The organism is Pseudomonas sp. MWU16-30317 (assembly GCF_020515695.1).
Lineage (GTDB): Bacteria > Pseudomonadota > Gammaproteobacteria > Pseudomonadales > Pseudomonadaceae > Aquipseudomonas.
Genome location: NZ_JAIWJA010000002.1, coordinates 21,339 through 45,973, shown reverse-complemented (window position 1 = coordinate 45,973; position 24,635 = coordinate 21,339). Strand labels below are relative to the sequence as shown.

Annotated in this window: 28 protein-coding genes and 1 pseudogene; 13 read left to right on the top strand and 16 right to left on the bottom strand. The window is 59.8% G+C overall.

Translation table 11 applies throughout. The features are described 5' to 3' along the window. Window positions 1-690 precede the first annotated feature (690 nt). Complete coding sequence (locus LIX93_RS04935) at window positions 691-1,899, top strand: MFS transporter (protein ID WP_226502906.1); 1,209 nt, start codon at window positions 691-693, stop codon at window positions 1,897-1,899. 195 nt (window positions 1,900-2,094) lie between these two features. Beyond that, window positions 2,095-2,298: pseudogene (locus tag LIX93_RS04930) on the top strand (transposase); the annotation flags it as partial. Here LIX93_RS04930 and cysN read toward each other — a convergent pair. The 3 genes from cysN to LIX93_RS04915 all read right to left on the bottom strand — a co-directional run bounded on the left by cysN (window position 2,295) and on the right by LIX93_RS04915 (window position 6,051). Continuing rightward, window positions 2,295-4,193: a sulfate adenylyltransferase subunit CysN gene (gene cysN, locus LIX93_RS04925; protein ID WP_226502905.1), complete on the bottom strand. Its 1,899-nt coding sequence runs from the start codon at window positions 4,191-4,193 to the stop codon at window positions 2,295-2,297. The pseudogene LIX93_RS04930 and the gene cysN sit on opposite strands and share 4 nt — an antisense overlap. A 13-nt stretch (window positions 4,194-4,206) precedes the next feature. Continuing rightward, window positions 4,207-5,124 carry a sulfate adenylyltransferase subunit CysD gene (gene cysD / locus LIX93_RS04920; protein ID WP_226502904.1) on the bottom strand — a complete coding sequence of 306 codons (918 nt, stop codon included), beginning with the start codon at window positions 5,122-5,124 and terminating at the stop codon, window positions 4,207-4,209. Window positions 5,125-5,292: 168 nt separating this feature from the next. Next, entirely contained in the window at window positions 5,293-6,051 is a 759-nt protein-coding gene (locus LIX93_RS04915; RefSeq protein ID WP_226502903.1) for a Nif3-like dinuclear metal center hexameric protein, read from the bottom strand. Between the two features lie 115 nt (window positions 6,052-6,166). Between LIX93_RS04915 and algW the strand changes: the two genes are divergently transcribed. Next, a complete protein-coding gene (gene algW, locus LIX93_RS04910; protein ID WP_226502902.1) occupies window positions 6,167-7,330 on the top strand; it encodes a Do family serine endopeptidase AlgW in 1,164 nt (387 codons plus the stop codon). 102 nt (window positions 7,331-7,432) lie between these two features. On the opposite strand, the gene hisC is transcribed toward algW, so the two are convergent. From hisC to LIX93_RS04860, 10 genes are all read right to left on the bottom strand, one after another. Further along, window positions 7,433-8,476: a histidinol-phosphate transaminase gene (gene hisC, locus LIX93_RS04905; RefSeq protein ID WP_226502901.1), complete on the bottom strand. Its 1,044-nt coding sequence runs from the start codon at window positions 8,474-8,476 to the stop codon at window positions 7,433-7,435. Next, window positions 8,473-9,795: a histidinol dehydrogenase gene (gene hisD, locus LIX93_RS04900; RefSeq protein ID WP_226503664.1), complete on the bottom strand. Its 1,323-nt coding sequence runs from the start codon at window positions 9,793-9,795 to the stop codon at window positions 8,473-8,475. Before hisD ends, hisC begins: the two co-directional genes overlap by 4 nt. Before the next feature lie 144 nt (window positions 9,796-9,939). Then, entirely contained in the window at window positions 9,940-10,575 is a 636-nt protein-coding gene (hisG, locus tag LIX93_RS04895; RefSeq protein WP_226502900.1) for an ATP phosphoribosyltransferase, read from the bottom strand. A 68-nt stretch (window positions 10,576-10,643) separates the two neighbouring features. Next, window positions 10,644-11,909, bottom strand: coding sequence for a UDP-N-acetylglucosamine 1-carboxyvinyltransferase (gene murA, locus LIX93_RS04890; protein ID WP_226502899.1), 1,266 nt, complete (start codon window positions 11,907-11,909; stop codon window positions 10,644-10,646). A 22-nt stretch (window positions 11,910-11,931) separates the two neighbouring features. Then, complete coding sequence (locus LIX93_RS04885; protein ID WP_226502898.1) at window positions 11,932-12,171, bottom strand: BolA family protein; 240 nt, start codon at window positions 12,169-12,171, stop codon at window positions 11,932-11,934. 117 nt (window positions 12,172-12,288) lie between these two features. Then, a complete protein-coding gene (locus tag LIX93_RS04880; protein WP_226502897.1) occupies window positions 12,289-12,591 on the bottom strand; it encodes an STAS domain-containing protein in 303 nt (100 codons plus the stop codon). Then, a complete protein-coding gene (locus tag LIX93_RS04875; RefSeq protein WP_226502896.1) occupies window positions 12,588-13,241 on the bottom strand; it encodes an ABC transporter substrate-binding protein in 654 nt (217 codons plus the stop codon). Before LIX93_RS04875 ends, LIX93_RS04880 begins: the two co-directional genes overlap by 4 nt. Before the next feature lie 11 nt (window positions 13,242-13,252). Then, window positions 13,253-13,729 carry an outer membrane lipid asymmetry maintenance protein MlaD gene (mlaD, locus tag LIX93_RS04870; protein ID WP_226502895.1) on the bottom strand — a complete coding sequence of 159 codons (477 nt, stop codon included), beginning with the start codon at window positions 13,727-13,729 and terminating at the stop codon, window positions 13,253-13,255. Beyond that, window positions 13,729-14,526, bottom strand: coding sequence for a lipid asymmetry maintenance ABC transporter permease subunit MlaE (mlaE, locus tag LIX93_RS04865; protein ID WP_226502894.1), 798 nt, complete (start codon window positions 14,524-14,526; stop codon window positions 13,729-13,731). The genes mlaD and mlaE overlap by 1 nt, the downstream gene beginning before the upstream one ends. Then, a complete protein-coding gene (locus LIX93_RS04860; protein ID WP_226502893.1) occupies window positions 14,526-15,335 on the bottom strand; it encodes an ABC transporter ATP-binding protein in 810 nt (269 codons plus the stop codon). The genes mlaE and LIX93_RS04860 overlap by 1 nt, the downstream gene beginning before the upstream one ends. A 230-nt stretch (window positions 15,336-15,565) precedes the next feature. On the opposite strand from LIX93_RS04860, the gene LIX93_RS04855 reads away from it, so the two are divergent. The 10 genes from LIX93_RS04855 to LIX93_RS04810 all read left to right on the top strand — a co-directional run bounded on the left by LIX93_RS04855 (window position 15,566) and on the right by LIX93_RS04810 (window position 22,592). Beyond that, window positions 15,566-16,540, top strand: a complete 975-nt coding sequence (locus LIX93_RS04855; RefSeq protein ID WP_226502892.1) for a KpsF/GutQ family sugar-phosphate isomerase — start codon at window positions 15,566-15,568, stop codon at window positions 16,538-16,540. After that, window positions 16,540-17,064 (top strand): HAD family hydrolase, encoded by a 525-nt coding sequence (locus tag LIX93_RS04850; RefSeq protein WP_226502891.1) that lies wholly within the window; start codon window positions 16,540-16,542, stop codon window positions 17,062-17,064. The genes LIX93_RS04855 and LIX93_RS04850 overlap by 1 nt, the downstream gene beginning before the upstream one ends. A gap of 8 nt (window positions 17,065-17,072) precedes the next feature. Next, window positions 17,073-17,648, top strand: coding sequence for an LPS export ABC transporter periplasmic protein LptC (lptC, locus tag LIX93_RS04845; RefSeq protein ID WP_226502890.1), 576 nt, complete (start codon window positions 17,073-17,075; stop codon window positions 17,646-17,648). Further along, on the top strand, window positions 17,635-18,177 hold the full coding sequence (gene lptA, locus LIX93_RS04840; RefSeq protein WP_226502889.1) for a lipopolysaccharide transport periplasmic protein LptA: 543 nt from the start codon (window positions 17,635-17,637) through the stop codon (window positions 18,175-18,177). Before lptC ends, lptA begins: the two co-directional genes overlap by 14 nt. After that, on the top strand, window positions 18,177-18,902 hold the full coding sequence (lptB, locus tag LIX93_RS04835; protein WP_226502888.1) for an LPS export ABC transporter ATP-binding protein: 726 nt from the start codon (window positions 18,177-18,179) through the stop codon (window positions 18,900-18,902). The genes lptA and lptB overlap by 1 nt, the downstream gene beginning before the upstream one ends. Window positions 18,903-19,084: 182 nt before the next feature. After that, window positions 19,085-20,578, top strand: a complete 1,494-nt coding sequence (locus LIX93_RS04830) for an RNA polymerase factor sigma-54 (protein ID WP_226502887.1) — start codon at window positions 19,085-19,087, stop codon at window positions 20,576-20,578. A 77-nt stretch (window positions 20,579-20,655) separates the two neighbouring features. Further along, entirely contained in the window at window positions 20,656-20,967 is a 312-nt protein-coding gene (gene raiA, locus LIX93_RS04825; protein WP_226502886.1) for a ribosome-associated translation inhibitor RaiA, read from the top strand. Window positions 20,968-20,978: 11 nt separating this feature from the next. Further along, on the top strand, window positions 20,979-21,443 hold the full coding sequence (ptsN, locus tag LIX93_RS04820; protein ID WP_226502885.1) for a PTS IIA-like nitrogen regulatory protein PtsN: 465 nt from the start codon (window positions 20,979-20,981) through the stop codon (window positions 21,441-21,443). A gap of 2 nt (window positions 21,444-21,445) precedes the next feature. Continuing rightward, complete coding sequence (rapZ, locus tag LIX93_RS04815; RefSeq protein WP_226502884.1) at window positions 21,446-22,303, top strand: RNase adapter RapZ; 858 nt, start codon at window positions 21,446-21,448, stop codon at window positions 22,301-22,303. Between the two features lie 16 nt (window positions 22,304-22,319). Further along, on the top strand, window positions 22,320-22,592 hold the full coding sequence (locus tag LIX93_RS04810) for an HPr family phosphocarrier protein (protein ID WP_226502883.1): 273 nt from the start codon (window positions 22,320-22,322) through the stop codon (window positions 22,590-22,592). A 38-nt stretch (window positions 22,593-22,630) separates the two neighbouring features. Here LIX93_RS04810 and LIX93_RS04805 read toward each other — a convergent pair whose 3' ends face one another. Genes LIX93_RS04805 through LIX93_RS04795 form a run of 3 tightly spaced genes read right to left on the bottom strand, consistent with a single transcriptional unit; the run spans window position 22,631 to window position 24,622 of the window. Further along, on the bottom strand, window positions 22,631-23,524 hold the full coding sequence (locus LIX93_RS04805) for a ZIP family metal transporter (protein WP_226502882.1): 894 nt from the start codon (window positions 23,522-23,524) through the stop codon (window positions 22,631-22,633). A 35-nt stretch (window positions 23,525-23,559) separates the two neighbouring features. Further along, window positions 23,560-24,171, bottom strand: coding sequence for a superoxide dismutase (locus tag LIX93_RS04800; protein WP_226502881.1), 612 nt, complete (start codon window positions 24,169-24,171; stop codon window positions 23,560-23,562). Between the two features lies 1 nt (window position 24,172). Then, window positions 24,173-24,622 carry a DUF2753 domain-containing protein gene (locus LIX93_RS04795; RefSeq protein ID WP_226502880.1) on the bottom strand — a complete coding sequence of 150 codons (450 nt, stop codon included), beginning with the start codon at window positions 24,620-24,622 and terminating at the stop codon, window positions 24,173-24,175. Window positions 24,623-24,635 lie beyond the last annotated feature (13 nt).

Here is a 24,635-nt window from a genome sequence, read left to right as displayed (position 1 = left end):
TTTCAGTAGAAAACCGCTTGTCGTACAGCGATATCTCTAGCACGGTGGTTCGCGCACTCGGCCATTACCGACGCGGCAAGTAGTTATAGTTGATATACGCAAAAGTGCATTACAGATGGGAGCATATCTGAGTCACATAATCTTTCAATTATGAGCAAAAAAACTCTGCAAAAGCTAATTTTCGCGGGGTGTCCAGATGATCTCTCTATAGCCACCGTGCTTATCGCAAGGAGCATGGCTTGAACGTAGAGCTTGTCAGTTTTCGACCGGTATTGACTTTTACGTGTCTGGGGTAGAATCTTGGTTTCGACAGGCATCGAAGCTGAAATCGGATCGAAATTTTTTATCTGAATACACCCTAAGAATATTGATCATCTCTACTGCAGAAAAAAATGTACTAGCTGACCTGGTCAAGGATGTTGTTTCTCATGGGCAAAAACAATCAGGGCCTTTAATTGCAACATCCAAAGCTCCGACAGGCATTGGATTTGGTAATGCGCGATGAAACTGGCAAGATAGCATCGACTGATACGCCCGATTTATATAACAGGTAGCGATTATTTTAATAAGCGATACTTTTCCGCTGAATGACTTGAGACATATGATCAATAGGAGTCAAGATAATACTCCATTGTTTTCGTCGCATGCAGCGGGTTATTTATCAGAGTCAAATTATAAAAAGGAAAAATTATGGCAAATCCCTACCGCGAACTTCTCGCCACTCCGGGCGTCATGGGGTTAGTGATTGCGAGCTCAATTGCCCGTCTGCCACAAGCAATGATCGGCATCGGCATCATTACCATGCTGGTGCAGCAAACGGGCCTTTATTGGCTGGCCGGCTCAGTCGCCGGTACTTTTACCTTGGCGAATGCGCTTATCGGTCCGCAAGTATCGAAGCTGGTTGATCGGCGGGGCCAACGTCGGGTTCTGCCCTTTGTGACGACCTTCAGCGTTGGCATGTTGCTCGCGCTGATCGTTGCCGTCTACATGAGGGCTCCCGCTACACTGCTGTTTATTCTTGCGGCATTGGCGGGCACGATGCCGAGCATGCCCGCCATGATAAGAGCACGCTGGACGCAGCTTTTCCGTGGTAAGCCACAGTTACACACTGCCTTCTCTCTAGATACGGTTCTAACTGAACTCGCCTTTATCATCGGGCCACCACTAGCCATTGGTTTGAGCGTCAGCTTTTTCGCCGAAGCTGGACCACTTGTAGCTGTCATGTTGCTGGTTGTCGGCGTGACGGCTTTTCTTATGCAGCGGCAGACAGAACCGAAGGTAGTCGTGGGCATTGGAAGGAGCACAAGCTCGACCCTTCTTATCCCCGGCGTTCGTACCATCGTGCTGGCGCTCTTGGCGATGGGTGTGATTGGCGGATCAATCGACGTGGCGGTTGTTGCTTTCGCCAACGCACAAGGCTGGCCGGCATCTGCCAGTTTCATCCTGGCAGCCTATGCGCTCGGCTCGATGATCGCTGGCTTGACGTTCGGCACTTTAAGGATTTCCTTGCCGATTGAAAAGCAGTTCTTTATTGGGGTCCTGATAACGGCAGTCACTGCCGTGTTGCCCATTTTGTCACCGGATGTCTACATCCTTTCCGGGATGCTGTTTGTGGCAGGTATGTCATTTGCGCCAACGATGGTCGTCGTCATGAATCTCGGTACGATCATTGTTCCACCGTTCAGAATAACCGAAGGACTTACGTGGATGACTACAGGAATCAGCATCGGCGTAGCGCTCGGTGGCGTATTGGCGGGCCTAGTCATCGACGTCTATGGCGCGCAGGCAGGGTTCGGTGTCGCAATTGTCGCGGGCCTGTCCATGGTGGTAATCGTGCTGTTGGGGATGCCTACACTTCGTGCCACGTCTGCCGTTTGTGCCGAGCCGAAAGTCCAGTGATCAGCACTCTGGACTTTGTCGGGGGCATCGATCTGCCGGCAAAGGGCAAGCCCGCCCCCCCCAAAGCAGCCTGAGATCTGGATGCCGATTTTTTCACTGAAACCCACCGCAGCGGACGCCCGAGAGTCGATGATCGCTGAAGCTCAACGACGTTCTTTGGGTGCTTTGCTCTGGTACCGCATGGCGGGACATGCACGCAAACCCAAGCCGGGCTTGGCCTGACTGTTTGATCGCCCCAGATCCCGACAGCGCAACATCACCGAGCGCATTTTCGGGTGGCTGAAGGAAAATCGCCGCGTCGTTACTCGCTTCGACAAGCTCGCAACAAGTTTTGCGGCGATGGTCTCATTGGCCTGCGCCATGAGGTGTTTGCGACAATACTTTTCGCACAGACCCTAGATAGCCCCACGCGAACGCAGCAACTCCAGCACCTGCTTCACCCCCTCCTCCACCGACGCACTCTGGGTATCCACCACCAGATCAGCATTCAACGGCACATCGTACGGGAAGGACTCACCCGGGATGTTGTCGCCATCGGCCGCGTACAGGCCCTGTGGATCACGCTGACGGCATACCAGCGGCGAAGCCTGCACATATACCGTGATCAAGCGCTCGGTGCCGATCAGGGTCTTCGCTTGCTCGCGACCTTCGGCCGATGGTGCGACGAAGGCTGCCAGGGTCAACAGGCCCGCTTCGTTGAACTGGCGCGCCACATGGGCGGCACGGCGCCAGTTCTCGGTGCGACCGATGCGATCCTGGGGCAGCCCCTTGTTGAGGTCGTGGCGCAGGTTCTGGCCATCCAGTACGTAGACCGCACGGCCCATGTCGAACAGCTTGCGCTCGACCGCATAGGCCAAGGTGCTCTTGCCGGCGCCCGAGAGGCCGGTGAACAGCACGGTAGCGGGCTGCTGGCCGAAACGCTGGGCGCGCTCTTCAGTGGCGACATGGGCGAGCTTGCCGTGATGGCCGCCACCCTGGCCGACCACGGGCGGCGCGATGATCATGCCGGCGCCGACGGTGCCGTTGGTCAAGCGATCGATGACGATGAAGGCGCCTGTGGTGCGGTTGCTTTCATAGCCGTCCAAGGCGATGGCGGCATCCAGCGCGACCTTGACCTTGCCGATCTCGTTGAGGTTGAGAGAGCTCGCGGCGCCCTCTTCCAGCGTGTTGACGTCGACGCGGTGGACGATGCTGGCGATCGAGCCTGGCACATAGCTGGTCGCACGCTTGATGTCGTATTTCTTGCCCGGCAGCATCGGCTCTTCGGCCATCCACACCAGCATGGCGTCGAACTGGTCGGTCACCGGCGGCACGTTATCGGCGTGCACCAGCAGATCGCCACGGGAGATGTCGATCTCGTCTTCCATGGTCAGGGTCACGGCCTGGCCTGGGCCGGCGTGCTCCAGCTCACCTTCGTAGGTGACGATGGATTTGACGCGGCTGCTCTTGCCCGATGGCAGCACCACGACTTCGTCGCCCTTGTGCACGATGCCGCTGGCCAAGGTGCCGGCGAAACCGCGGAAGTTCAGGTTCGGGCGGTTGACGTACTGCACCGGGAAGCGCAGGTCGGTCATGTTGCGATCGGTCGAAACGTCAACGGTCTCGAGGATTTCCATCAGGGTCTGACCGGTGTACCACGGCGATTGCTCGCTGTGATTCACCACGTTGTCGCCCTTGAGCGCCGACATCGGCACGAAGGCCAGGGTAGTCGGATTGAGGTTGATGGCCTCGGCGAACTTCAGATAATCAGCCTTGATCGACTCGAACACGCCCTCGTCAAAACCCTTGAGGTCCATCTTGTTGATGGCGACCACGATGTGTTTGATGCCCAGCAACGAAGCGATGTAGCTGTGTCGGCGGGTCTGGGTCTGCACGCCATAGCGAGCGTCGACCAGAATGATCGCCAGGTCACAGGTAGACGCACCGGTGGCCATGTTGCGGGTGTACTGCTCGTGGCCCGGGGTGTCGGCAATGATGAACTTGCGCTTGGCCGTGGAGAAGTAGCGATAGGCGACATCGATGGTGATGCCCTGCTCGCGCTCGGCCTGCAGGCCATCGACCAGCAGTGCGAGGTCGATATCATCGCCGGTGGTACCGGACTTTTTCGAGTCGCGGGTGATGGCTTCCAGGTGATCTTCGTAGATCATCTTGGAGTCGTGCAGCAGGCGCCCGATCAGGGTGCTCTTGCCGTCATCGACGTTGCCGCAGGTCAGGAAACGCAACAGTTCCTTGCGCTCGTGCTGGGCCAGGTAAGCGAGGATGTCCTCGCTGATCAATTCTGATTGGTGCGACATGGTCTGACCCTACTTAGAAATAGCCTTGACGTTTCTTGTCTTCCATCGAGCCTGCGCCATCGTGGTCGATGACCCGGCCCTGGCGCTCGGAAGTTCGCGTCAGGAGCATTTCCTGAATGATGTCCGTGAGGGTTTCGGCCTCGGACTCCACTGCGCCCGTCAACGGGTAGCAGCCAAGCGTACGGAAACGCACTTTCTTTTTGACGATACGGGACTTTTCTTCCTCGCTGAGGTGCTCAAGGATGCGATCGTCGTCGATCATGATGAGGGTGCCGTTCTTCTCGATGACTTCACGCTCCGCGGCGAAATACAGCGGCACGATCGGGATGCCTTCGAGGTAGATGTACTGCCAGATGTCCAGCTCGGTCCAGTTCGACAACGGGAACACGCGAATGGATTCGCCCTTGTTGACCTTGCCGTTGTAGACGTTCCACAGCTCAGGACGCTGGTTTTTCGGGTCCCAGCGGTGCTTGCTGTCGCGGAACGAATACACGCGCTCTTTGGCGCGGGACTTTTCTTCGTCGCGGCGTGCGCCACCGAAGGCGGCATCGAAGCCATACTTGTCCAGCGCCTGCTTGAGGCCCTGGGTCTTCATGATGTCCGTGTGCTTGGAGCTACCGTGGGTGAACGGGTTGATGTCCTGGGCGACGCCGTCAGGATTGATGTGCACCAACAGGTCCAGGCCCATTTCCTCGACCATGCGGTCGCGGAACTGGTACATCTCCTTGAATTTCCACCGGGTATCGACGTGCATCACCGGGAACGGCAGCTTGCCCGGGAAGAACGCCTTGCGCGCCAGATGCAGCATGACGGCGGAGTCCTTGCCGATCGAATACAGCATCACCGGGTTATCGAATTCGGCGGCCACTTCACGAATGATGTGGATACTTTCCGCCTCCAACTGTTTCAGGTGCGTCAGTTTGTCGACCATGGTTACTCACGGATACATTCTTTATGGACGGCCCACGGGCCGTGTTCGAGCCGCGCACTTTAACATGGAGGCCGTTTCTATGAAAAAAGCCGACTAGACGCAAAGGTTATAAGGTTATACCCGCTGGTTAGGGTGTCGCTGATGACCTATGCGCTCATAAACCAATATTCAAATCGGATTGGGAACATCGATAAAGATGTGCTCCAGCGCAAAGCGCCGCGCCAGATAATCCCCTAGCGCCTGCACGCCATAGCGCTCGGTGGCGTGATGACCTGCGGCGATGAAACTCACGTCGTTCTCTCGGGCACTGTGGAAAGTCTGCTCCGAGGCCTCGCCACTGATGAACAGATCGACGCCGGCCGCAATGGCTTGATCGATGTAGCCCTGGCCGCCGCCGGTGCACCAGCCTACCCGGCGGATCATGGCGCTGCCCTCGATCAGCAGCGGCTCGCGGCCCATCACTTCCTGCACCTTGCGGGCGAAATCACGGGCGCTCATCGGTTCGTCAAGCGAGCCCAGCAGCCCCACCACCCGCGAATTGCTCGGGTCCAGCGGCCCTTCAACGGTGATATCGAGCTGGCGCGCCAACTGCACGTTGTTGCCAACCTCCGGGTGCACATCCAACGGCAGGTGATAGGCCAGCAGGCTCATGTCGTTCTGCAGCAGGGTCTTCAGGCGCCGCTGCTTCATCCCGGTCACGCAGGGGTTTTCGCCTTTCCAGAAATACCCATGGTGTACCAATACAACGTCGGCGCCCGCCTCGGCTGCGGCATCCAGCAGCGCTTGGCTAGCTGTAACCCCACTGACGATACGCAGCACCTGCGAGCGGCCCTCGACCTGCAAGCCATTGGGGCAGTAATCCTGAATTTTTGCACTGGCGAGGTAGCGATCCGCCTCCTGCACCAGGGTCGTCAAGGCAATAGCCATAAAAGTCTCCATAAAGGCCGTTCGGAGCCGCTAAAGGCCTCGTATAATGGCGGCCATTATGGGGCGTCCCAAGCCATGTGGAAACGCCCGACCGCCATCTCCCGGGAATCGTTAAATGTTCAAGGCGCTACGTTTTTTTGGTTGGCCATTATTGACCGGCATCCTGATTGCGTTGCTGGTCATCCAGCGTTTCCCCGAATGGGTCGGTTTGCCGAGCCAGGACATCAATCTGCAACAGGCGCCGCAATCGGCCACCGTGGTCCAGGGCCCCGTGTCCTATGCCAGCGCCGTCACCCTTGCTGCGCCTGCCGTGGCCAATCTGTACACCACCAAGGTGGTCAACAAGACCAATCATCCGCTGTTCGAAGACCCGCAGTTCCGCCGTTTTTTCGGCGACAACCTGCCCAAGCAACGGCGCTGGGAGTCGAGCCTCGGCTCGGGGGTGATCATGAGCCCGGAAGGCTACCTGCTGACCAACAACCACGTCACCGCAGGCGCCGACCAGATCGTGGTAGCGCTCAAGGATGGTCGCGAGACCTTGGCGCGCGTCATCGGCAGCGACCCGGAAACCGACCTGGCGGTCCTCAAGATCGACCTGAAGAACCTGCCATCGATCACCATCGGCAGCTCGGACAACATCCACATTGGTGATGTCGCGTTGGCCATCGGCAATCCCTTCGGCGTCGGCCAGACGGTGACCATGGGCATCATCAGCGCCACTGGCCGCAACCAGCTGGGCCTTAACACCTATGAGGACTTCATCCAGACCGACGCGGCCATCAACCCCGGCAACTCCGGCGGCGCGCTGGTGGATGCCAATGGCAATCTGACCGGCATCAATACGGCAATCTTTTCCAAGTCTGGTGGCTCCCAAGGCATCGGCTTCGCGATCCCTATCAAGCTCGCGGTCGAAGTCATGAAATCGATCATCGAGCACGGCCAGGTAATCCGCGGCTGGCTGGGCATCGAAGTGCAACCGCTGACCGAAGATCTGGCCGCGTCTTACGGCCTGAAAGACAAACCCGGCATCGTGGTGGCGGGCATTTTCGCCGGCGGCCCGGCGCAGAAGGCCGGCCTGCAGTTGGGCGATGTGATCCTGAGCATCAACGGCGAGCCGGCCGGCGACGGGCGCCGCTCGATGAATCAAGTAGCGCGCACCAAACCCAACGACAAGATCGCCATTGAAGTCATGCGCAACGGTAAGCAGTTGAAGATGATGGCTGAAGTGGGCCTGCGCCCCCCACCGGCGCCGGCTGCGGTGGCGCCGGAAGAGAAGTAATCCAATAGCGCGGTTGAGGCTCATGGCCTCTTCGCGAGCAAGCTTTGCTCCCACAGGCGTACGACTCAGGACGGCCCTGTGGGAGCGTGCGAAGTAAATCGATCAGAGGGCGTCGAGCAACGCCTGATTCTGTTCCGGCGTACCGATGCTGATGCGCAGGAACTGAGCGATTCGCTCTTGCTTGAAGTGCCGCACGATCACCCCTTTCTCGCGCACCTTGGCGGCGATCCCTGCGGCGTCCTGCTGCGGGTGGCGGGTGAAGATGAAGTTCGCCGCTGACGGCAATACCTCGAAGCCACGCTGTTGCAGCTTGGCCACCAGATGCTCACGGCTGTCGATTACCGCTTTGCAGGTCTGCTGAAAATACGCTTTGTCGTTGAACGCCGCGGCGGCGCCAACGATGGCCATGCGATCCAGCGGGTAAGAATTGAAGCTGTTCTTGACCCGTTCCAGCGCCTCGATCAAATCCGGATGACCCACCGCCAGTCCGACACGCAGGCCCGCCAGCGAGCGCGACTTGGACAGCGTTTGAGTCACCAGCAGGTTGGGATAGCGATCCACGAGGCTGATCGCCGTCTGGCCGCCGAAGTCGATATACGCTTCATCGACCACCACCACTGAATCCGGGCTGGCCTTGAGCATCTGCTCGACCGCGTCCAGTGCCAGCACGCAGCCAGTCGGCGCATTGGGGTTGGGGAAAATGATCCCGCCGTTGGGGCGTGCGTAATCGGCGGCACGGATCTGAAACTGCTCGTCCAGCGGCACCAGAACGTGCTCGATGCCATACAGCCCGCAATACACTGGGTAGAAGCTGTAGCTGATATCCGGGAACAAGAGCGGCAGATCCTGCTGGAACAAACCATGAAAAATGTGCGCCAGCACTTCATCCGAACCGTTGCCGACGAATACTTGCCCAGTCTGCACGCCGTAATACTCGGCCACCGCTTGCTTGAGAAGATCGCCATTCGGATCGGGGTACAGGCGCAGGTCGTCGTTCAGCTCGGCACGCATGGCCTCCAGCGCCTTGGGCGACGGACCATAGGGGTTCTCGTTGGTATTGAGCTTGACCAGCTTGGTGAGTTTGGGCTGCTCGCCCGGCACGTAAGGCACCAGGGTCTTGACGAAAGGACTCCAGAACTTGCTCATGCTTGTTTACCTTCCAGAATGCGGTATTCGGCGCTGCGGGCGTGGGCGCTCAAGGACTCGCCGCGAGCCAGCACCGAGGCGGTCTTGCCCAGCTCGGAAGCTCCGGCTTCGGAACAGAAGATGATCGACGAACGCTTCTGGAAGTCATACACCCCCAGTGGTGACGAAAACCGCGCGGTGCCGGAGGTCGGCAGCACGTGGTTGGGGCCTGCGCAGTAGTCGCCCAGCGCCTCGGAGGTGTGACGGCCCATGAAGATCGCGCCGGCGTGACGGATCTGTGGCAGCCAGGCCTCAGGGTCGGCCACCGACAGTTCAAGGTGCTCCGGCGCGATGCGGTTGGCCACTTCGATGGCCTGCTGCATGTCGCGCACCTGAATCAGCGCGCCGCGGCCGTTGATCGAAGTCTTGATGATTTCAGCGCGCTCCATGGTCGGCAGCAGCTTGTCGATGCTGGCCGCGACCTTGTCGAGGAACTCGGCGTCCGGGCTGACCAGAATCGCCTGAGCGTCTTCGTCGTGCTCGGCCTGGGAGAACAGGTCCATGGCGATCCAGTCCGGATCGGTGCCGCCGTCGCAGACCACGAGGATCTCGGACGGACCGGCGATCATGTCGATGCCCACTTGCCCGAACACGTGGCGCTTGGCAGTCGCCACATAGATGTTGCCCGGCCCGACCACCTTGTCGACCTTGGGCACGCTTTCGGTGCCGTAGGCCAGCGCGGCGACCGCTTGTGCGCCACCGATGGTAAATACCCGGTCGACGCCGGCGATGCAGGCCGCAGCCAGCACCAGCTCGTTGATTTCACCACGGGGCGTTGGCACCACCATGACCACTTCGCCGACACCTGCGACCTTGGCCGGAATGGCGTTCATCAGCACCGAGGACGGATACGAGGCCTTGCCACCCGGCACATACAGGCCGGCACGATCCAGAGGCGTGACCTTCTGGCCCAGCACCGTGCCGTCGGCCTCGGTGTAGCTCCAGGAGTCCTGCTTCTGCTTTTCGTGGTAGCTGCGCACACGGGCGGCGGCTGTTTCCAAAGCTTCGCGCTGAGGCGCGGTGATCCGCGTCAGCGCCAACTCCAGACGCTCGCGCGGCAGGATCAGGTCGGCCATCGAGGCCACATCCAGGCCGTCGAAACGCTTGGTAAACTCCACGACGGCTTCGTCGCCACGTTCGCGCACGGCCTTGATGATGTCCAGCACACGCTGGTTGACCGACTCGTCGGACACGCTTTCCCAGCTCAACAGATGATCCAGATGGCGTGCGAAGTCCGGGTCAAGCGCGTTGAGTCGACGGATTGCAGTGGGAGCGGTCAGGGTCATGACGTGGGCCTCAATAATTGGCGGGGGCACAAAGGGCAAAACTCAGGCGTCGCTAGACTACCAAGCCATCCGCGTGGGCACCTGAGATTTTGGCTATGACGCGGATAGATGGGCACGCACCGAGGGCGTGCAAGTGATTCAGCCGCGGTGTCGCGACTCGACCGCAGTGCGCAGGGTATCGATCAAGGCCTGGATGCGGGCATGCTGCATCTTCATCGATGCCTTGTTGACGACCAGCCGGGAGCTGATGTCAGCTATCATTTCCTGGGGCTCCAGGCCATTGGCACGCAGGGTGTTGCCAGTATCGACGACGTCGATGATCTTGTCGGCCAGACCTACCAGGGGTGCCAGTTCCATCGAGCCATACAGCTTGATGATATCGACCTGACGGCCCTGCTCGGCGTAGTAACGCTTGGCGACATTGACGAATTTGGTAGCGACGCGCAGACGGCCCTTGGGCTCGGGAACCCCGATGGCACCGGCGGTCATCAGCTTGCATTTGGCGATCTGCAGATCCAGCGGCTCGTACAGGCCCTGGCCGCCGTACTCCATGAGCACATCCTTGCCCGCCACACCGAGGTCGGCGGCGCCGTGCTCGACATAGGTCGGAACGTCCGTGGCACGCACGATCAGCAGGCGTACATCATCCTGCGTGGTCGGAATGATCAGTTTGCGGCTTTTGTCCGGATTCTCGGTGGGCACGATGCCCGCTGCAGCCAGCAGCGGCAGAGTGTCGTCGAGGATGCGGCCCTTGGACAGCGCGATGGTCAACATGAAAAACATCGATCCTTATAATTTATTCGGCAATAACCCCATGGGGCGCATCCCTGCGCCCGGAAGCACTAGCCCGGTACGCGGCGAATCTTGGCGCCGAGCATCTGCAGTTTTTCCTCGATGCACTCGTAACCACGGTCGATGTGGTAGATGCGATCGATCAGGGTATCGCCCTCGGCGACCAGCGCGGCGATGACCAGGCTGGCGGAAGCGCGCAGGTCGGTGGCCATGACTGGCGCGCCTTTGAGCTTCAGCGTGCCGGTCACGACTGCGGTGTTACCTTCGACCAGGATGTGTGCGCCCATGCGGACCATTTCATAGACGTGCATGAAACGGTTCTCGAACACGGTCTCGATGACCGCACCCGTGCCTTCGGCGATGGCGTTGAGCGAAACGAACTGCGCCTGCATGTCGGTCGGGAACGCTGGGTACGGAGCGGTACGCAGGTTGACGGCCTTGGGCCGCTTGCCATGCATGTTCAGCTCGATCCAGTCATTGCCAGTGGTGATTTCGGCACCGGCTTCGCGCAACTTGTCGAGTACGGCTTCGAGGATGGTCGGATCGGTATCCTTGAGCTTGACGCGACCACCGGTGGCGGCAGCGGCCACCAGGTAGGTACCGGTCTCGATACGGTCCGGCATCACTTTGTAGTGAGCCGAGCCCAGGCGCTTGACGCCTTCGATCGTGATGGTGTCGGTACCGGCGCCCTGGACGTTACCGCCCATGGCATTGATGAAGTTGGCAAGGTCGACCACTTCCGGCTCGCGCGCCGCGTTCTGCAGCACGGTCCGGCCATTGGCCAGCGATGCGGCCATCATGATGTTCTCGGTACCGGTCACGCTGACGGTATCGAAGAAGAAGTTGGCACCGCGCAAACCGCCTTCCGGCGCCTTGGCCTTGATGTAGCCGGCTTCGACTTCGATCACTGCGCCCATGGCTTCAAGGCCGCGGATATGCAGGTCGACTGGACGCGAACCGATGGCGCAACCACCTGGCAGAGCCACTTCGGCCTCGCCAAAGCGGGCAACCATAGGGCCCAGCACCAGGATCGACGCGCGCATGGTTTTCACCAGCTCGTAGGGTGCGATCAGGGTCTTGATGGTGCGCGGGTCGATTTCCACGGCCATCTTTTCGTCGATGATCGGCTCGATGCCCATGCGGCCGAACAACTCGATCATCGTGGTGATGTCGTGCAGGTGCGGCAGGTTGGCGACCGTGACCGGCGCATCGGCCAGCAAGGTAGCGGCCAGAATCGGCAGGGCGGAGTTCTTCGCCCCGGAAATGCGGATTTCCCCATCGAGAGGGATGCCGCCAGTAATAATCAGTTTGTCCATTAGAATCTCGACCCCAAAGGGCTCAGGTGCGCTCAGCCCAGGCTGCGCGGCTGAAGAATTTCATCGTTACCGCGTGGATACTGCCGTCGGCAATCCATGGGTTCAAATGAGCATAGATCTGCTGCTGACGGGCGACCGGTCTGAGGGCGGCGATTTCGTCACTGATCACATTCAACTGGAAGTTGCAGCCTTCGCCTTCGACTTCCACCTGGACTTGCGGCAGCTTTCCTTCAAGGAAGCTCTTAACTTCTACGGCCTGCATGCTCAACCTCAATCGGCGCCCTGTGCGCGCGGGTCGGCCATCATACAAAAAAAGCCCCGCGCCTGCGAACCCGGATACGAGAACTCTGACGGAGGGGCATTGACGCTGATGGCGCTTTCAGTCACGGACCAGCAGTGCGCTGATCCCGGATACTTCGGCAATCTGTGCCATGTCGCTGGGTAAGCCACGGATGACCAAGTCCTTGCCGGCCGCCCTGGCGTCACGGGTGAAGCCCAACAGCAGCGACACGCCGACGCTGTTGGCCTTCTCGACCGCTGCGCAGTCGACGATCAACGGATCCACGCTGCTGCTGGCGATCAGCTTGCGGCCCTGTTCACGCAAGGCCGGCCCTGAGCGATAGTCGAGCACACCGGCGAGCGCCAGCACGCCGGCGTCTTGCAGGCTGACACTGGCGGTCATTGGGCAGGCGCCGGAGCAGCGCTGTCGGTGGTTTGCTTGGCCTTGGCAACTTCGCCGGCCCAACCATCGATGGTCTTGTCCAGGTCGTTGCCGTTCTGCTGCATGGCATCAGCGAACTGATCACGGAACAGCTTGCCGACGTTGATACCATTGAGCACCACGTTGCGCACTTTCCACTCGCCGTTGATTTTCTCGAGGGTGTAGGACACGGGATAGACCGCACCGTTGGTGCCCTTGACGGTCATGTCGACACTGGTGCGGTCGCCGCTTTCGTCTTTGGCTGGCGCAACGGTGATGCCTTGATCGTTGTAATCGAGCAGCGCATTGCCATAGAACTGGAACAGGCCGCGCTTGAAGTTCTCCTGGAAGCGCGCCATCTGCTCAGGCGTCGCTTTGCGCGAGTACTTGACCGTCATCACGCTCTTGGAGATCCCTTCGGCATCCACGACCGGCCCGACGATGCGGTTGAGCGCATCGTAGAACGCCTGGGGGTTGGACTTGTATTGCGCACGATTGGTGGCCAGATCGCCCAGCAAGTCGTGCGTGGTGTTCTGCACCAGGTCATGGGCCGAAACGCTAGGAGCCGCGTTGGCAAACATCGGCAGGGCCGCCAGCAGGACCAGCAGGCCGCGTCGCAAAGTCGAAATCATTGAACCACTCCTCATTTGGCGTCTTTGGCGTCTTTGCCCACGCTATTGAGCAAGAATTTGCCGATCAGGTCCTCCAGTACCAGCGAGGACTGGGTATCGTGGATCGTGCCGCCGTTGGCGAGCAGCTTGTCGTCGCCCCCCACACTGATACCGACGTATTTCTCGCCCAGCAGGCCAGCCGTCAGGATCGATGCGGTGGAGTCGATCGGCAGGTTGTCGACCTTCTTGTCAATTTGCATGGTCACTCGGCCAGTGAAGTTATCGCGATCCAGATCGATCGCCGTGACCTTGCCGATGGTGACACCGGCCATGCTCACCTTGGCTCTGACCGTCAAACCGGCGATATTGTCGAAATAAGCATAAAGTTTATAGGTGTCGGCGGACGGAGTGGCTGCAAGACCGCTGACGCGCAACGCCAACAAGAGCAGAGCCAGGATCCCGGCCAGTAAAAACAGGCCGACACCGACTTCCAGGGTGCGGTTTTGCATCAGAAATCTCCAAACATCAAAGCGGTCAGAATGAAATCCAGGCCGAGCACGGCCAACGAGGCGTAGACAACGGTCTTGGTCGTGGCACGGCTGATCCCCTCGGAAGTGGGCTCGCAGTCATACCCCTGGAACACGGCGATCCAGGTCACTACAAAGGCGAAAACAACGCTTTTGATCACGCCGTTGAGAACATCGGTATTGAAGGTCACGCTGTTTTGCATGTTGGCCCAGAACGAGCCGGAATACACACCCAGCCATTCGATCGCGACCCACGAGCCACCCCAGATACCGACCACGCTGAAGATCAGCGCCAGCACCGGCAACGAGACAAAACCGGCCCAGAGGCGCGGCGCGGCAATGTGCTTGAGCGGGTCGACGCCGATCATCTCAAGGCTCGAGAGCTGCTCGGTCGACTTCATGTTGCCGATCTCGGCGGTCAACGCCGAGCCGGCCCGGCCAGCGAACAACAGCGCCGTGACCACCGGCCCCAGCTCGCGCAGCAGGGTCAGGGCAACCATCTGCCCCGTGGCTTGCGCGGACCCGTACTTGCTCAGGATGCTGAAACCTTGCAGCGCCAGCACCATGCCGATGAACATCCCGGACACCACGACGATGGCCAAGGACATCACACCGACTGAATACAGCTGCTTGACCAGCAGTTGAAAACCGCCGCCACTGGTGCTGCGGCCGAACAGAGCATGAAGCAGAAAGAGCGTCGAACGCCCAAGAATGGCCACAGCCTCGATGGCGGAATGGCCGAACAAGGCCACGCGGTCGGTCAATGTCTTGCGACGCATCAGCGCTTCCCCAGGAAATCAGCGTCGAGAGCCGGCGCAGGAAAGTGGAAGGGCACGGGACCGTCGGGGTCCCCTTTCATGAATTGGCGAATGCGCGGGTTATCGGAGCCCATGAGCTCTGCCGGCGTCCCCTGCCCCAGCACCTGACCGTCACCGACCACATAGATGTAGTCGGCGATGCTGGCGGTCTCGGCCAGGTCATGGGAGACCACCACGCTGGTAATGCCCAGGGCATCGTTGAGCAAACGGATGAGACGCACCAGGACGCCCATGGCGATGGGGTCCTGCCCTACGAAAGGTTCGTCGTACATGAGGATCTGCGGATCCATGGCGATCGCCCGGGCCAGCGCCACACGGCGCTTCATCCCGCCGGACAGCTCGTCAGGCATTAATTCGACAGCACCGCGCAAGCCCACCGCCTGCAGTTTCATCAGGACGATGTCGCGGATCATCTCTTCGGGCAGCTCGGTGTGCACACGCAGCGGAAAGGCGACGTTTTCGAAGACATCCAGATCAGTAAACAACGCGCCACTCTGAAACAGTACCCCCATGTGCTTGCGGGCATCGAACAGGTCGCTGCGCGAGAGTTTGGGCAGGTTCTGGCCATTGACCCAGACCTCGCCGGCGGAAGGCCGCAGCTGCGCTCCCATCAACCGGAGAAGGGTAGTCTTGCCGCAACCGGACGGCCCCATGATGCCGGTTACCTTGCCCTTGGGAATACGAATATCGACGTTGTTGAAAATGCTGCGCGATCCTCGCTTGAAGGACACGCCCTTCAATTCGACCGCGTAGGCGTTATCGGCACTCAATTGAAACTCCTTTCGATGCAGCCTCTTGCTCGTGCGCATGGACGCAAAAGTGCCATACGAGGACCGAGATGGCCGAACAGGCGGCGAACTATATCACCGCAGACACAGACGGCCAAAGCTCGAAACGCAACAGAGTTTCTTCAAATGCATGAAAGTTATGATCGCACGTGAGGGTTTCACGTATTACCGCTATAATCGCCGCCTTTTCATCAGGCATTCCGATTTTCGACATGACTCAGGCCAACGAACTGATCCAATCCGCCCAGCGCACCATCCGCTATGAAATCGAAGCGGTCGAGGGCCTGCTGGCCCATATCGACGCCGATTTCGTGCGCGCCTGCGAGATGATCCTGGGCAGCAAGGGCCGCGTCGTGGTGCTGGGCATGGGCAAATCCGGGCATGTCGGCAAAAAGATCGCAGCCACCCTGGCCAGCACCGGCACGCCGGCGTTTTTCGTCCACCCGGCCGAAGCCAGCCACGGCGACATGGGCATGATCACCCGCGACGACATAATCCTGGCCCTGTCGAACTCCGGCACTACCGCCGAGATCGTCACGCTGCTGCCGCTGATCAAACGCCTGGGCATCAAGCTGATCAGCGTGACCGGCAACCCCGAGTCGACGCTGGCCAAGACAGCCGAGGTCAATCTCGATGTGCGCGTGGCTCAGGAAGCCTGCCCGCTGAACCTCGCCCCGACCTCCTCGACCACGGCCGCGCTGGTGATGGGCGACGCCCTGTCCATCGCCCTGCTCGAGGCGCGCGGCTTCACCGCCGAGGATTTCGCCTTTTCCCATCCTGGTGGTGCTTTGGGCCGACGCCTGCTGTTAAAGGTCGAGAACGTCATGCATGGCGGCGCCGACCTGCCTCAGGTTCAGCGCGGCACTTCGCTGAAACTGGCGCTGATGGAAATGACTCGCAAAGGCCTGGGCATGACGGTGGTTCTGGAGAGCGACGGGCGCCTGGCGGGGATCTTCACCGACGGCGATCTGCGCCGCACCCTGGACCGCGAGATCGACCTGCGCACGGCGCTGATCGACGACGTCATGACCCCCCGTGGCAAGACCGCCCGCCCCGAGATGCTCGCCGCCGAAGCACTGAAAATCATGGAAGACCATAAAATAGGCGCCCTGACCGTGATCGACGGCGACAATCGCCCGGTCGGCGCCCTGAACATGCACGATTTGCTGCGCGCCGGAGTCATTTGATGACCATGAATTTGCTAGAACGCGGCAAGCCCGTCAAACTGGCGGTTTTCGATGTCGATGGCATCCTCACCGATGGCCGCCTGTACTTTCTTGAAGACGGCAGCGAGATGAAGGCCTTCAACACCCTCGACGGCCAGGGGTTCAAGATGCTGATCGCCTCGGGCGTGACCATCGCGATCATTACCGGGCGCAAATCGCCCATGGTCGAGCGCCGCGCCAAGGCGCTGGGCGTAGCGCATCTAGTACAAGGGCGCGAAGACAAGCGCGTGGTACTCGAACAATTGATGGCCGAACTGGGTCTGAGTTACGAACAAGTCGCCTATCTGGGCGACGACCTGCCCGACCTGCCGGCCATTCGCCGCGTTGGGTTGGGCATGACCGTACCTAACGCTGCACCTTTCGTGCGCCAGCATGCCCATGGGGTTACCCAGGCGCGCGGCGGTGAAGGCGCTGCCCGCGAGTTCTGCGAGTTGATCCTGCAAGCGCAGGGCAACCTCGATGCGGCTTACGCCGACTACCTGTAGAGTCAGATATGCCGAGCAAAAAGTTTCGCAACATTCTATTAATGTGTGCCTTGGCGGCCGTGCTGGTCGCCGTGGGTTACTGGAATATCAGCCCCGAACGGCTGCTGGACCCGCAGGCCGCCGCACAGGCCGATCCGACCCAGATCGACTATTACGCGACCAACGCCCACACCGTGCAGTTTAATCTCGAAGGCAAGCGCCAGTATGAAATGACCGGGGCCAAGGTCGAGCACATGAAGGTCAGCCAGATCACCTACGTGACCACGCCCGACGTCTACATGTACCGTGGCACCGAGTTCCCCTGGCACATCCAGAGCGTACGCGCCGAGGTCAATCCGGACGGCACTCAGGTCGAGCTGATCGAGAACGTCAGGGTTGCCCGTACCGACGAAAAGAAACGCACCACTATCATCACCGGTCCGCGCATGACTGTCTTCCCGCAGAAGCAATATGCGCAAACCGAGCAAAACGTTAGAATCGAAGCTGCCGGCAGTGTCACCACGGCGACAGGGATGAAGGCGTACTTGAACGACAGCAGGATGAACCTGCTATCCAACGTAAGAGGACAGTATGAGGCTCGTTAAAACCCTCCCTTTTTTGCTCAGCCTGAGCGCAGCACTGGGAAGCGCGAGCGCCTGGGCTCTGCCGACAGACCGCGATCAGCCTATTCATATTCAGTCCGATGACGCGCAGATCGATGACAAGCAAGGCGTTGCGACCTACAAGGGCAACGTGATCATCACTCAGGGTACGCTGAAGATCACTGGCAACACGGTGACCATCACTCGCGCTCCCAACGGTGACGTCGACGTGTTCACGGCCGTCGGCAACCTGGCCTATTACGAGCAGAAGCCGCAAGTCGACAAGCCTATCGTTCAGGCCTGGGGCGTGACCATCCAGTACTTTGCGCCGCAAAACCGTATCGTGCTGATCGACAAGGCCAAGGTCATCAATGATGGCAACACCTCCGAAGGCGAGAAGATCGTCTACGACACCGTCAAGCAGGTGGTCAACGCTGGCCGTGGCAATGGCTCCAAGATCACTGCGCCGCGCCCTCGTATCGACATGGTGATCCAGCCGAAGAACAAGCCTGCCGACCAGAAGGCCAATTAATGGCGACCCTCAAAGCACAACACCTGGCCAAGGCCTACAAAGGCCGGCAAGTCGTGCGCGATGTCAGCCTGTCGATCGACAGCGGGCAGATCGTAGGCCTGCTGGGCCCCAACGGCGCGGGCAAGACCACGTGCTTCTACATGATCGTCGGCCTGGTTCAGGCCGACCAAGGGCGCGTGCTGATCGACGACCTCGACGTCAGCCACCAGCCCATGCACGGTCGCGCCAAGTCCGGCATCGGCTATCTGCCGCAGGAAGCTTCGATCTTTCGCAAGCTCTCGGTTGCCGACAACATCATGGCCATCCTCGAGACCCGCAAGGAGCTCGACGGCGATGCCCGGCGCAAGGAACTCGAAAGCCTCTTGCAGGAATTCCACATTACCCACATCCGTGACAACCTCGGCATGAGTCTGTCCGGCGGCGAACGCCGCCGCGTGGAGATTGCCCGGGCCCTGGCCACGGCGCCCAAGTTCATCCTGCTGGACGAACCCTTCGCGGGCGTGGACCCTATCTCGGTCGGCGACATCAAGCAGATCATCCACCACCTCAAGGCCAAGGGCATCGGCGTTCTGATCACCGACCACAACGTACGTGAGACACTGGACATCTGCGAAACCGCATACATCGTCAGCGATGGGCAACTGATTGCCGAAGGCAACGCAGCCGCTATCATGGCCAATGAGCTGGTTAAAGAAGTGTACCTCGGGCACGAGTTCCGCCTGTAGAAGTCCCCGCGCCCGGAGCGTTTTCCGCGGTCCTCCAAACCTTTTGGTTTAAATTGGACAAACGCTCTAGGCAAACACTCGGGTTTCAGGCATATAATTTGCTTACGACATAAAGCCGGGCGCTTCGGCGCCTTGTAGTGGATGGCGCTCTGCGCCGGCGAATAAGGTGTTAAGCCCCAGCCATGAAACCATCGCTCGTCCTAAGAATGGGCCAGCAACTGACGATGACACCGCAGTTGCAACAGGCCATCCGCCTTCTCCAGCTATCGACTCTGGATCTCCAACAGGAAATCCAGGAAGCGCTGGAATCCAATCCTATGCTCGAACGCCAGGAAGAAGGTGACGACTTCGATAATAGTGATCCGCTGGCGGACAATATCGAGCAGAAAACCACGCCGGACATCCAGGAGCCCACGTTCGAGAGCAGCGCCCCTACGGTCGACAACCTCGAAGAAGGCGAATGGGGAGAGCGTATTCCCAACGAGCTGCCGGTCGATACCGCCTGGGAAGACATCTACCAAACCAGCGCCAGCAACCTGCCCAGCAATGACGATGACGAGTGGGACTTCACCACCCGTACCTCGGCTGGCGAGAGCCTGCAGAGCCATTTGCTCTGGCAATTGAACCTCGCGCCGATGTCGGATACCGATCGTTTGATCGCTGTGACCCTGATCGACTGCATCAACAACCAGGGCTACCTGGACGAGACCTTGCAGGAAGTCTGCGACTCGTTCGACCCGGAGCTCGATATCGAGCTCGACGAGGTTGAAGCCGTTCTCCACCGCATCCAGCAATTCGAGCCGTCCGGGATCGGCGCGCGCAACCTCAGCGAATGCCTGCTACTACAGTTGCGCCAGTTGCCCCCGCGCACTCGCTGGCTGGCGGAAGCGCAGCGCTTGGTCACTGACTTCATCGATATGCTCGGCAGCCGCGATTACAGCCAGCTGATGCGCCGCATGAAGCTCAAGGAAGACGAACTGCGCCAGGTCATCGAACTGGTCCAGAGCCTCAACCCGCGCCCAGGCTCGCAGATCGAATCTTCCGAACCCGAATACGTGGTCCCTGACGTCATCGTGCGCAAGGACAACGAGCGCTGGCTGGTCGAGCTAAACCAGGAAAGCGTGCCGCGCCTGCGGGTCAACCCTCAGTACGCAGGCTTTGTCCGCCGCGCCGATACCAGCGCCGACAATACCTTCATGCGTAACCAGCTGCAGGAAGCCCGCTGGTTCATCAAGAGCCTGCAGAGCCGCAACGAGACCCTGATGAAGGTCGCTACGCAGATCGTCGAGCACCAACGCGGCTTTCTGGACTACGGCGACGAGGCCATGAAGCCGCTGGTCCTGCACGATATCGCCGAAGCGGTCGGCATGCACGAATCGACGATTTCACGGGTCACCACGCAGAAATACATGCACACACCCCGCGGCATCTATGAATTGAAATACTTTTTTTCAAGCCATGTCAGCACCTCCGAAGGCGGTGAATGCTCGTCCACGGCGATTCGGGCAATCATCAAGAAACTGGTCGCAGCGGAAAATCAGAAAAAGCCATTGAGCGACAGCAAGATCGCTGGTTTACTGGAGGCACAAGGCATCCAGGTAGCACGTCGCACCGTCGCCAAGTATCGCGAGTCTTTGGGAATCGCTCCCTCCAGCGAACGCAAGCGGTTGATGTAGCGCCTGGATGCGCCACAGCGTTCCAGTGGCAGGCGTTCAGCCTGTCTCTTTATGCACTGGCAATAAGGAGAAGCGGTATGCAAGTCAACATCAGTGGACACCAACTGGATGTGACCGAGCCCATGCGCAGCTACGTAGGCGAAAAACTCGCCAAACTTGAGCGGCACGTCGGCAAGATTACCAACGTGCAGGTGATCATGGAGGTCGAGAAGCTGAAACAGAAAATCGAAGCCACCCTGCACGTCGCTGGCGCCAAGGATATCGTTGCCAATGCCGAACATGATGACATGTACGCTGCCATCGACCTGCTGACCGACAAGCTCGACCGACAATTGCTCAAGCATAAGGAAAAACAGCTAAGCCAGCTTCAAGGTGCTGCTGCTCGCTGATACCCCAACCCATGATCCGACTTGAAAATATCCTGACCCCTGGCCGTTCCCTCGTGAACGTGCTGGGGAGCAGTAAAAAAAGCGCCATCGAAAAGATCGCCGATCTGATCGCTGAACAGGTGCCCGCGCTGCCTCAGCAGACCGTGTACGAAGCGTTGCTTGCCCGTGAAAAACTCGGCTCGACCGGTTTTGGCAACGGTATCGCCATCCCCCATTGCCGCCTGAAGGGTTGTGACGCGCCCATCAGTGCCCTGCTCCATTTGCAACACGCCATAGATTTCGATGCAATCGACGGCGAGCCGGTGGATCTGTTGTTCGTGTTGTTGGTGCCCGAGGCTGCCACAGACGCACACCTCGAATTGCTCCGCCAGATCGCCAGCATGCTCGATCGAAAGGAAGTTCGTGACAACCTACGCAAGGCCAGCAGTAGCGAGGCCCTGTACCAAGTCGTGTTGGACGCCCAGAACGGTCAGTAATCATGCGTTTGATCATCGTCAGCGGTCGCTCCGGCTCCGGCAAGAGCACAGCCCTGGATGTACTGGAAGACAACGGCTTCTACTGCATCGATAATCTGCCGGCCGGCTTGCTGCCCGAGCTGGCGGAGCGCGCACTGATCCATACCGAACTGGCCCAGCCACTGGTAGCCGTCTCCATCGATGCCCGCAATCTGCCCAGCCATCTGAGCCGCTTCCCGGAGCTGCTCGATGAAGTCCGCGGCCGTCATATCCAGTGCGACGTGCTGTATCTGGATGCCGACGAAGAGACGCTGCTCAAACGCTTTTCCGAAACTCGCCGGCGACACCCGCTGAGCAGCGCCAATCGCTCTCTCGCCGAAGCCATTCGTGTCGAAAGCGATCTGCTGGGGCCGATTGCAGACCTCTCCGACCTCAAGATCAACACCACCAGCCTCAACCTCTATCAGCTGCGCGACATCATCAAACTGCGGCTGCTGGACAAACCCGAAGCGGGCACGGCTTTCCTGTTCGAGTCCTTCGGGTTCAAACGCGGAATGCCGGTTGACGCCGACGTGGTCTTTGACGTGCGCTGCCTGCCCAACCCCTACTGGAAGCCCGAATTGCGCGAGCAATCGGGGCTGGATCAACCGGTGGCCGACTACCTGGCCGCTCAGCCGGATGTCGAAGAGATGTTCCAGGACATCTCCGGCTACCTGCTCAAATGGCTGCCGCGCTTTGCCGCCAGCAACCGTGCTTACGTGACGATCGCCATCGGCTGCACCGGCGGGCACCATCGTTCGGTATATCTCACCGAACGCTTGGGCAAGCTGCTGCAACCTGCCCTCAAGAATGTCCAGGTCCGCCACCGCGACCTCAGCTGAAAGGACCCACCCCGCGATGCCCGCTCTTGAAATCACCATTATCAACAAGCTTGGCTTGCATGCCCGCGCGGCCGCCAAGTTCGTCGGCGTCGCCGGCCGTTTTCCCTGTCAGGTCCGTGTCGGCCGCACCCCTGAGACCATGGTCGATGGTAAAAGCATCATGGCCGTGATGATGCTGGCAGCCGGCAAAGGCACACAGATCCACCTGAGCACCGAGGGTGAGCAGGAGCAGGACGCTCTGGATGGATTGGTGAAACTGATAAACGACAAGTTCGACGAAGGCGAATAATACCGTGCCCACACAGGATTGATTTGCGCCCTTCCCCGCTAACCCAAAGCGGTATCCATCAGCATCATCAGGCAGAACCCTACGCACAGGCCTGCGCTGGCCAGTCGATGGTGGCCGTTGGCCCGGGATTCGGGGATGATTTCCTGGGTCACCACCAACAACATGGCCCCCGCAGCGAAGGCAAGCCCGAGCGGCAGCAGAACCTCCCCCAAACGCACCAACCAGGCACAGAGCACCGCCGCCACTGGCTCCACCAGCCCGGACGCGGCGCCAATCAGAAACGCCTTGAACCGCGACATCCCCGCCCCGGCCAGCACCAGCGCAATGACCAAGCCTTCCGGCACATCCTGCAGTGCAATGCCCATGGCCAGGCTGTTGGCGTCCGGCATGGCACCGCCCGCCGATACACCAACGGCCATCCCTTCAGGAATATTGTGAGCGACGATGGCGATCACGAAAACCCAGATACGCGCAGGGATGTGCGGGTGGGCTGGGTCACCCACCAGTAACTCTGGCCCAGGAGCTGACACTTTGCGGTCCAGCAAGAACAGGCAGAACGCCCCGAACATGATGCCGAAGCTGATCAAGCCTCCCGCCCCCCAACGCCCAAGACCGATGCTTTGCGCTGCATCGATACCGGGCATGACCAGCGAAAACGCCGTTGCAGCCAGCATGACACCGGCGCCGAAACCCAACAGGCAATCGGCGATCGCCACGGGCATACTGCGAATCACCAATACCGGAACAGCGCCCAGCGCCGTACCCAAGGCACAGATTGCTCCGCCTTCGAGGGCCCGCATCATCGGCGGATCAAGGTCGATCCAAGCCAATGCCGTGCCCACCAGCGCCGCCATGCCGATCAACAGCAGCAGGGCACCCAAAGTCAGGCGAGACATACGCCCACTGCTGACCGACAGACTATCAGAACGCATAAAAGGCCTTGGGCAGAGTCATACAAAGGCGATGATCAGGCCACGGCAGCCTGGTAACGGCGCTCGACTTCCGCCCAGTTGATCACGCTGTAAAACGCCGAGATGTATTCCGGGCGGCGGTTCTGATACTTCAGGTAATAGGCGTGTTCCCAGACGTCCAAACCGAGGATCGGCGTATTGCCGTGCATCAGCGGGCTGTCTTGGTTGCCGCTGCTTTCGACCACCAGTTTTTTCTCCGGGGTGACGCTCAGCCACGCCCAACCGCTACCGAAGCGCGACACGGCGGCCTTGGTGAATGCGTCCTTGAAGGCGTCGAAACCACCCAGCTGCTCGTCGATGGCCTTGGCCACCGGCCCCGTCGGTGTACCACCGGCATCAGGCGCCATGACGGTCCAGAACAACGAGTGATTAGCGTGGCCGCCACCGTGGTTGGTCACCACGCCCTGGAGTTTTTCCGGCAGCTGCTTGACCGCGCCCACCAGCTTCTCGACTGGCCACTCGGCGTATTCGGTGCCTTCGATCGCTGCGTTGATGTTGGTGATGTAGGTCTGATGGTGCTTGGTGTGGTGGATTTCCATGGTCTTGGCATCGAGATGCGGTTCCAGGGCATCGTAAGCGTAAGGCAATGCAGGCAAGGTGTAAGCCATGTCAATGAACTCCATATCGGTGGGTCGCAGCGCCGACGGCAGCGCTTTCGACAGATTGCACGCCGCTGTAGAGCAGGCGTGAGGTGCGAGGGTATTCGCCGTGTTCGCCGATGAAGGCCAGCAATTCGGCGTAGGTCTTACCACTGTGACGCAGGGCCGCCTGACGAAGTTCAGGTTTTAGCCGCGGATCCTGGGCCGCCTGCAACAGCCGCTGATGAATGGCGCATAGGTACTCGGCACTCTCCTCCGGCTGGTTCAGGCGCAAATGCAGATCGGCCAGGTTGTGGTGGGAGATCACACACGCAGCCACCGCCTCGTCCGGCTCGGGCCATCGTTCGAAGAGCACTTGTGCCCAGGCCAGCGCCTGCAGGTAATGCTCGCGGGCGTCGACCAGCTCGTCCTTGTTGAAACACTCGTTGGCCCGTTCGATGGTGCGTTTCCAGTGCTGCATGGTGAGTCTCCCA

Coding starts and splice junctions, on each gene's coding strand:
- LIX93_RS04795 (WP_226502880.1), bottom strand. CDS start 24,622: ATGCAGCACTGGAAACGCACCATCGAACGGGCCAACGAGTGTTTCAAC.
- lptB (WP_226502888.1), top strand. CDS start 18,177: ATGGCGACCCTCAAAGCACAACACCTGGCCAAGGCCTACAAAGGCCGG.
- LIX93_RS04830 (WP_226502887.1), top strand. CDS start 19,085: ATGAAACCATCGCTCGTCCTAAGAATGGGCCAGCAACTGACGATGACA.
- ptsN (WP_226502885.1), top strand. CDS start 20,979: ATGATCCGACTTGAAAATATCCTGACCCCTGGCCGTTCCCTCGTGAAC.
- LIX93_RS04915 (WP_226502903.1), bottom strand. CDS start 6,051: ATGGCTATTGCCTTGACGACCCTGGTGCAGGAGGCGGATCGCTACCTC.
- LIX93_RS04850 (WP_226502891.1), top strand. CDS start 16,540: ATGACCATGAATTTGCTAGAACGCGGCAAGCCCGTCAAACTGGCGGTT.
- mlaD (WP_226502895.1), bottom strand. CDS start 13,729: ATGCAAAACCGCACCCTGGAAGTCGGTGTCGGCCTGTTTTTACTGGCC.
- LIX93_RS04875 (WP_226502896.1), bottom strand. CDS start 13,241: ATGATTTCGACTTTGCGACGCGGCCTGCTGGTCCTGCTGGCGGCCCTG.
- LIX93_RS04885 (WP_226502898.1), bottom strand. CDS start 12,171: ATGCAGGCCGTAGAAGTTAAGAGCTTCCTTGAAGGAAAGCTGCCGCAA.
- LIX93_RS04810 (WP_226502883.1), top strand. CDS start 22,320: ATGCCCGCTCTTGAAATCACCATTATCAACAAGCTTGGCTTGCATGCC.
- LIX93_RS04935 (WP_226502906.1), top strand. CDS start 691: ATGGCAAATCCCTACCGCGAACTTCTCGCCACTCCGGGCGTCATGGGG.
- LIX93_RS04800 (WP_226502881.1), bottom strand. CDS start 24,171: ATGGCTTACACCTTGCCTGCATTGCCTTACGCTTACGATGCCCTGGAA.
- hisC (WP_226502901.1), bottom strand. CDS start 8,476: ATGAGCAAGTTCTGGAGTCCTTTCGTCAAGACCCTGGTGCCTTACGTG.
- LIX93_RS04805 (WP_226502882.1), bottom strand. CDS start 23,524: ATGCGTTCTGATAGTCTGTCGGTCAGCAGTGGGCGTATGTCTCGCCTG.
- LIX93_RS04855 (WP_226502892.1), top strand. CDS start 15,566: ATGACTCAGGCCAACGAACTGATCCAATCCGCCCAGCGCACCATCCGC.
- rapZ (WP_226502884.1), top strand. CDS start 21,446: ATGCGTTTGATCATCGTCAGCGGTCGCTCCGGCTCCGGCAAGAGCACA.
- mlaE (WP_226502894.1), bottom strand. CDS start 14,526: ATGCGTCGCAAGACATTGACCGACCGCGTGGCCTTGTTCGGCCATTCC.
- hisG (WP_226502900.1), bottom strand. CDS start 10,575: ATGTTGACCATCGCGCTGTCCAAGGGCCGCATCCTCGACGACACTCTG.
- cysD (WP_226502904.1), bottom strand. CDS start 5,124: ATGGTCGACAAACTGACGCACCTGAAACAGTTGGAGGCGGAAAGTATC.
- murA (WP_226502899.1), bottom strand. CDS start 11,909: ATGGACAAACTGATTATTACTGGCGGCATCCCTCTCGATGGGGAAATC.
- algW (WP_226502902.1), top strand. CDS start 6,167: ATGTTCAAGGCGCTACGTTTTTTTGGTTGGCCATTATTGACCGGCATC.
- lptA (WP_226502889.1), top strand. CDS start 17,635: ATGAGGCTCGTTAAAACCCTCCCTTTTTTGCTCAGCCTGAGCGCAGCA.
- raiA (WP_226502886.1), top strand. CDS start 20,656: ATGCAAGTCAACATCAGTGGACACCAACTGGATGTGACCGAGCCCATG.
- LIX93_RS04880 (WP_226502897.1), bottom strand. CDS start 12,591: ATGACCGCCAGTGTCAGCCTGCAAGACGCCGGCGTGCTGGCGCTCGCC.
- cysN (WP_226502905.1), bottom strand. CDS start 4,193: ATGTCGCACCAATCAGAATTGATCAGCGAGGACATCCTCGCTTACCTG.
- lptC (WP_226502890.1), top strand. CDS start 17,073: ATGCCGAGCAAAAAGTTTCGCAACATTCTATTAATGTGTGCCTTGGCG.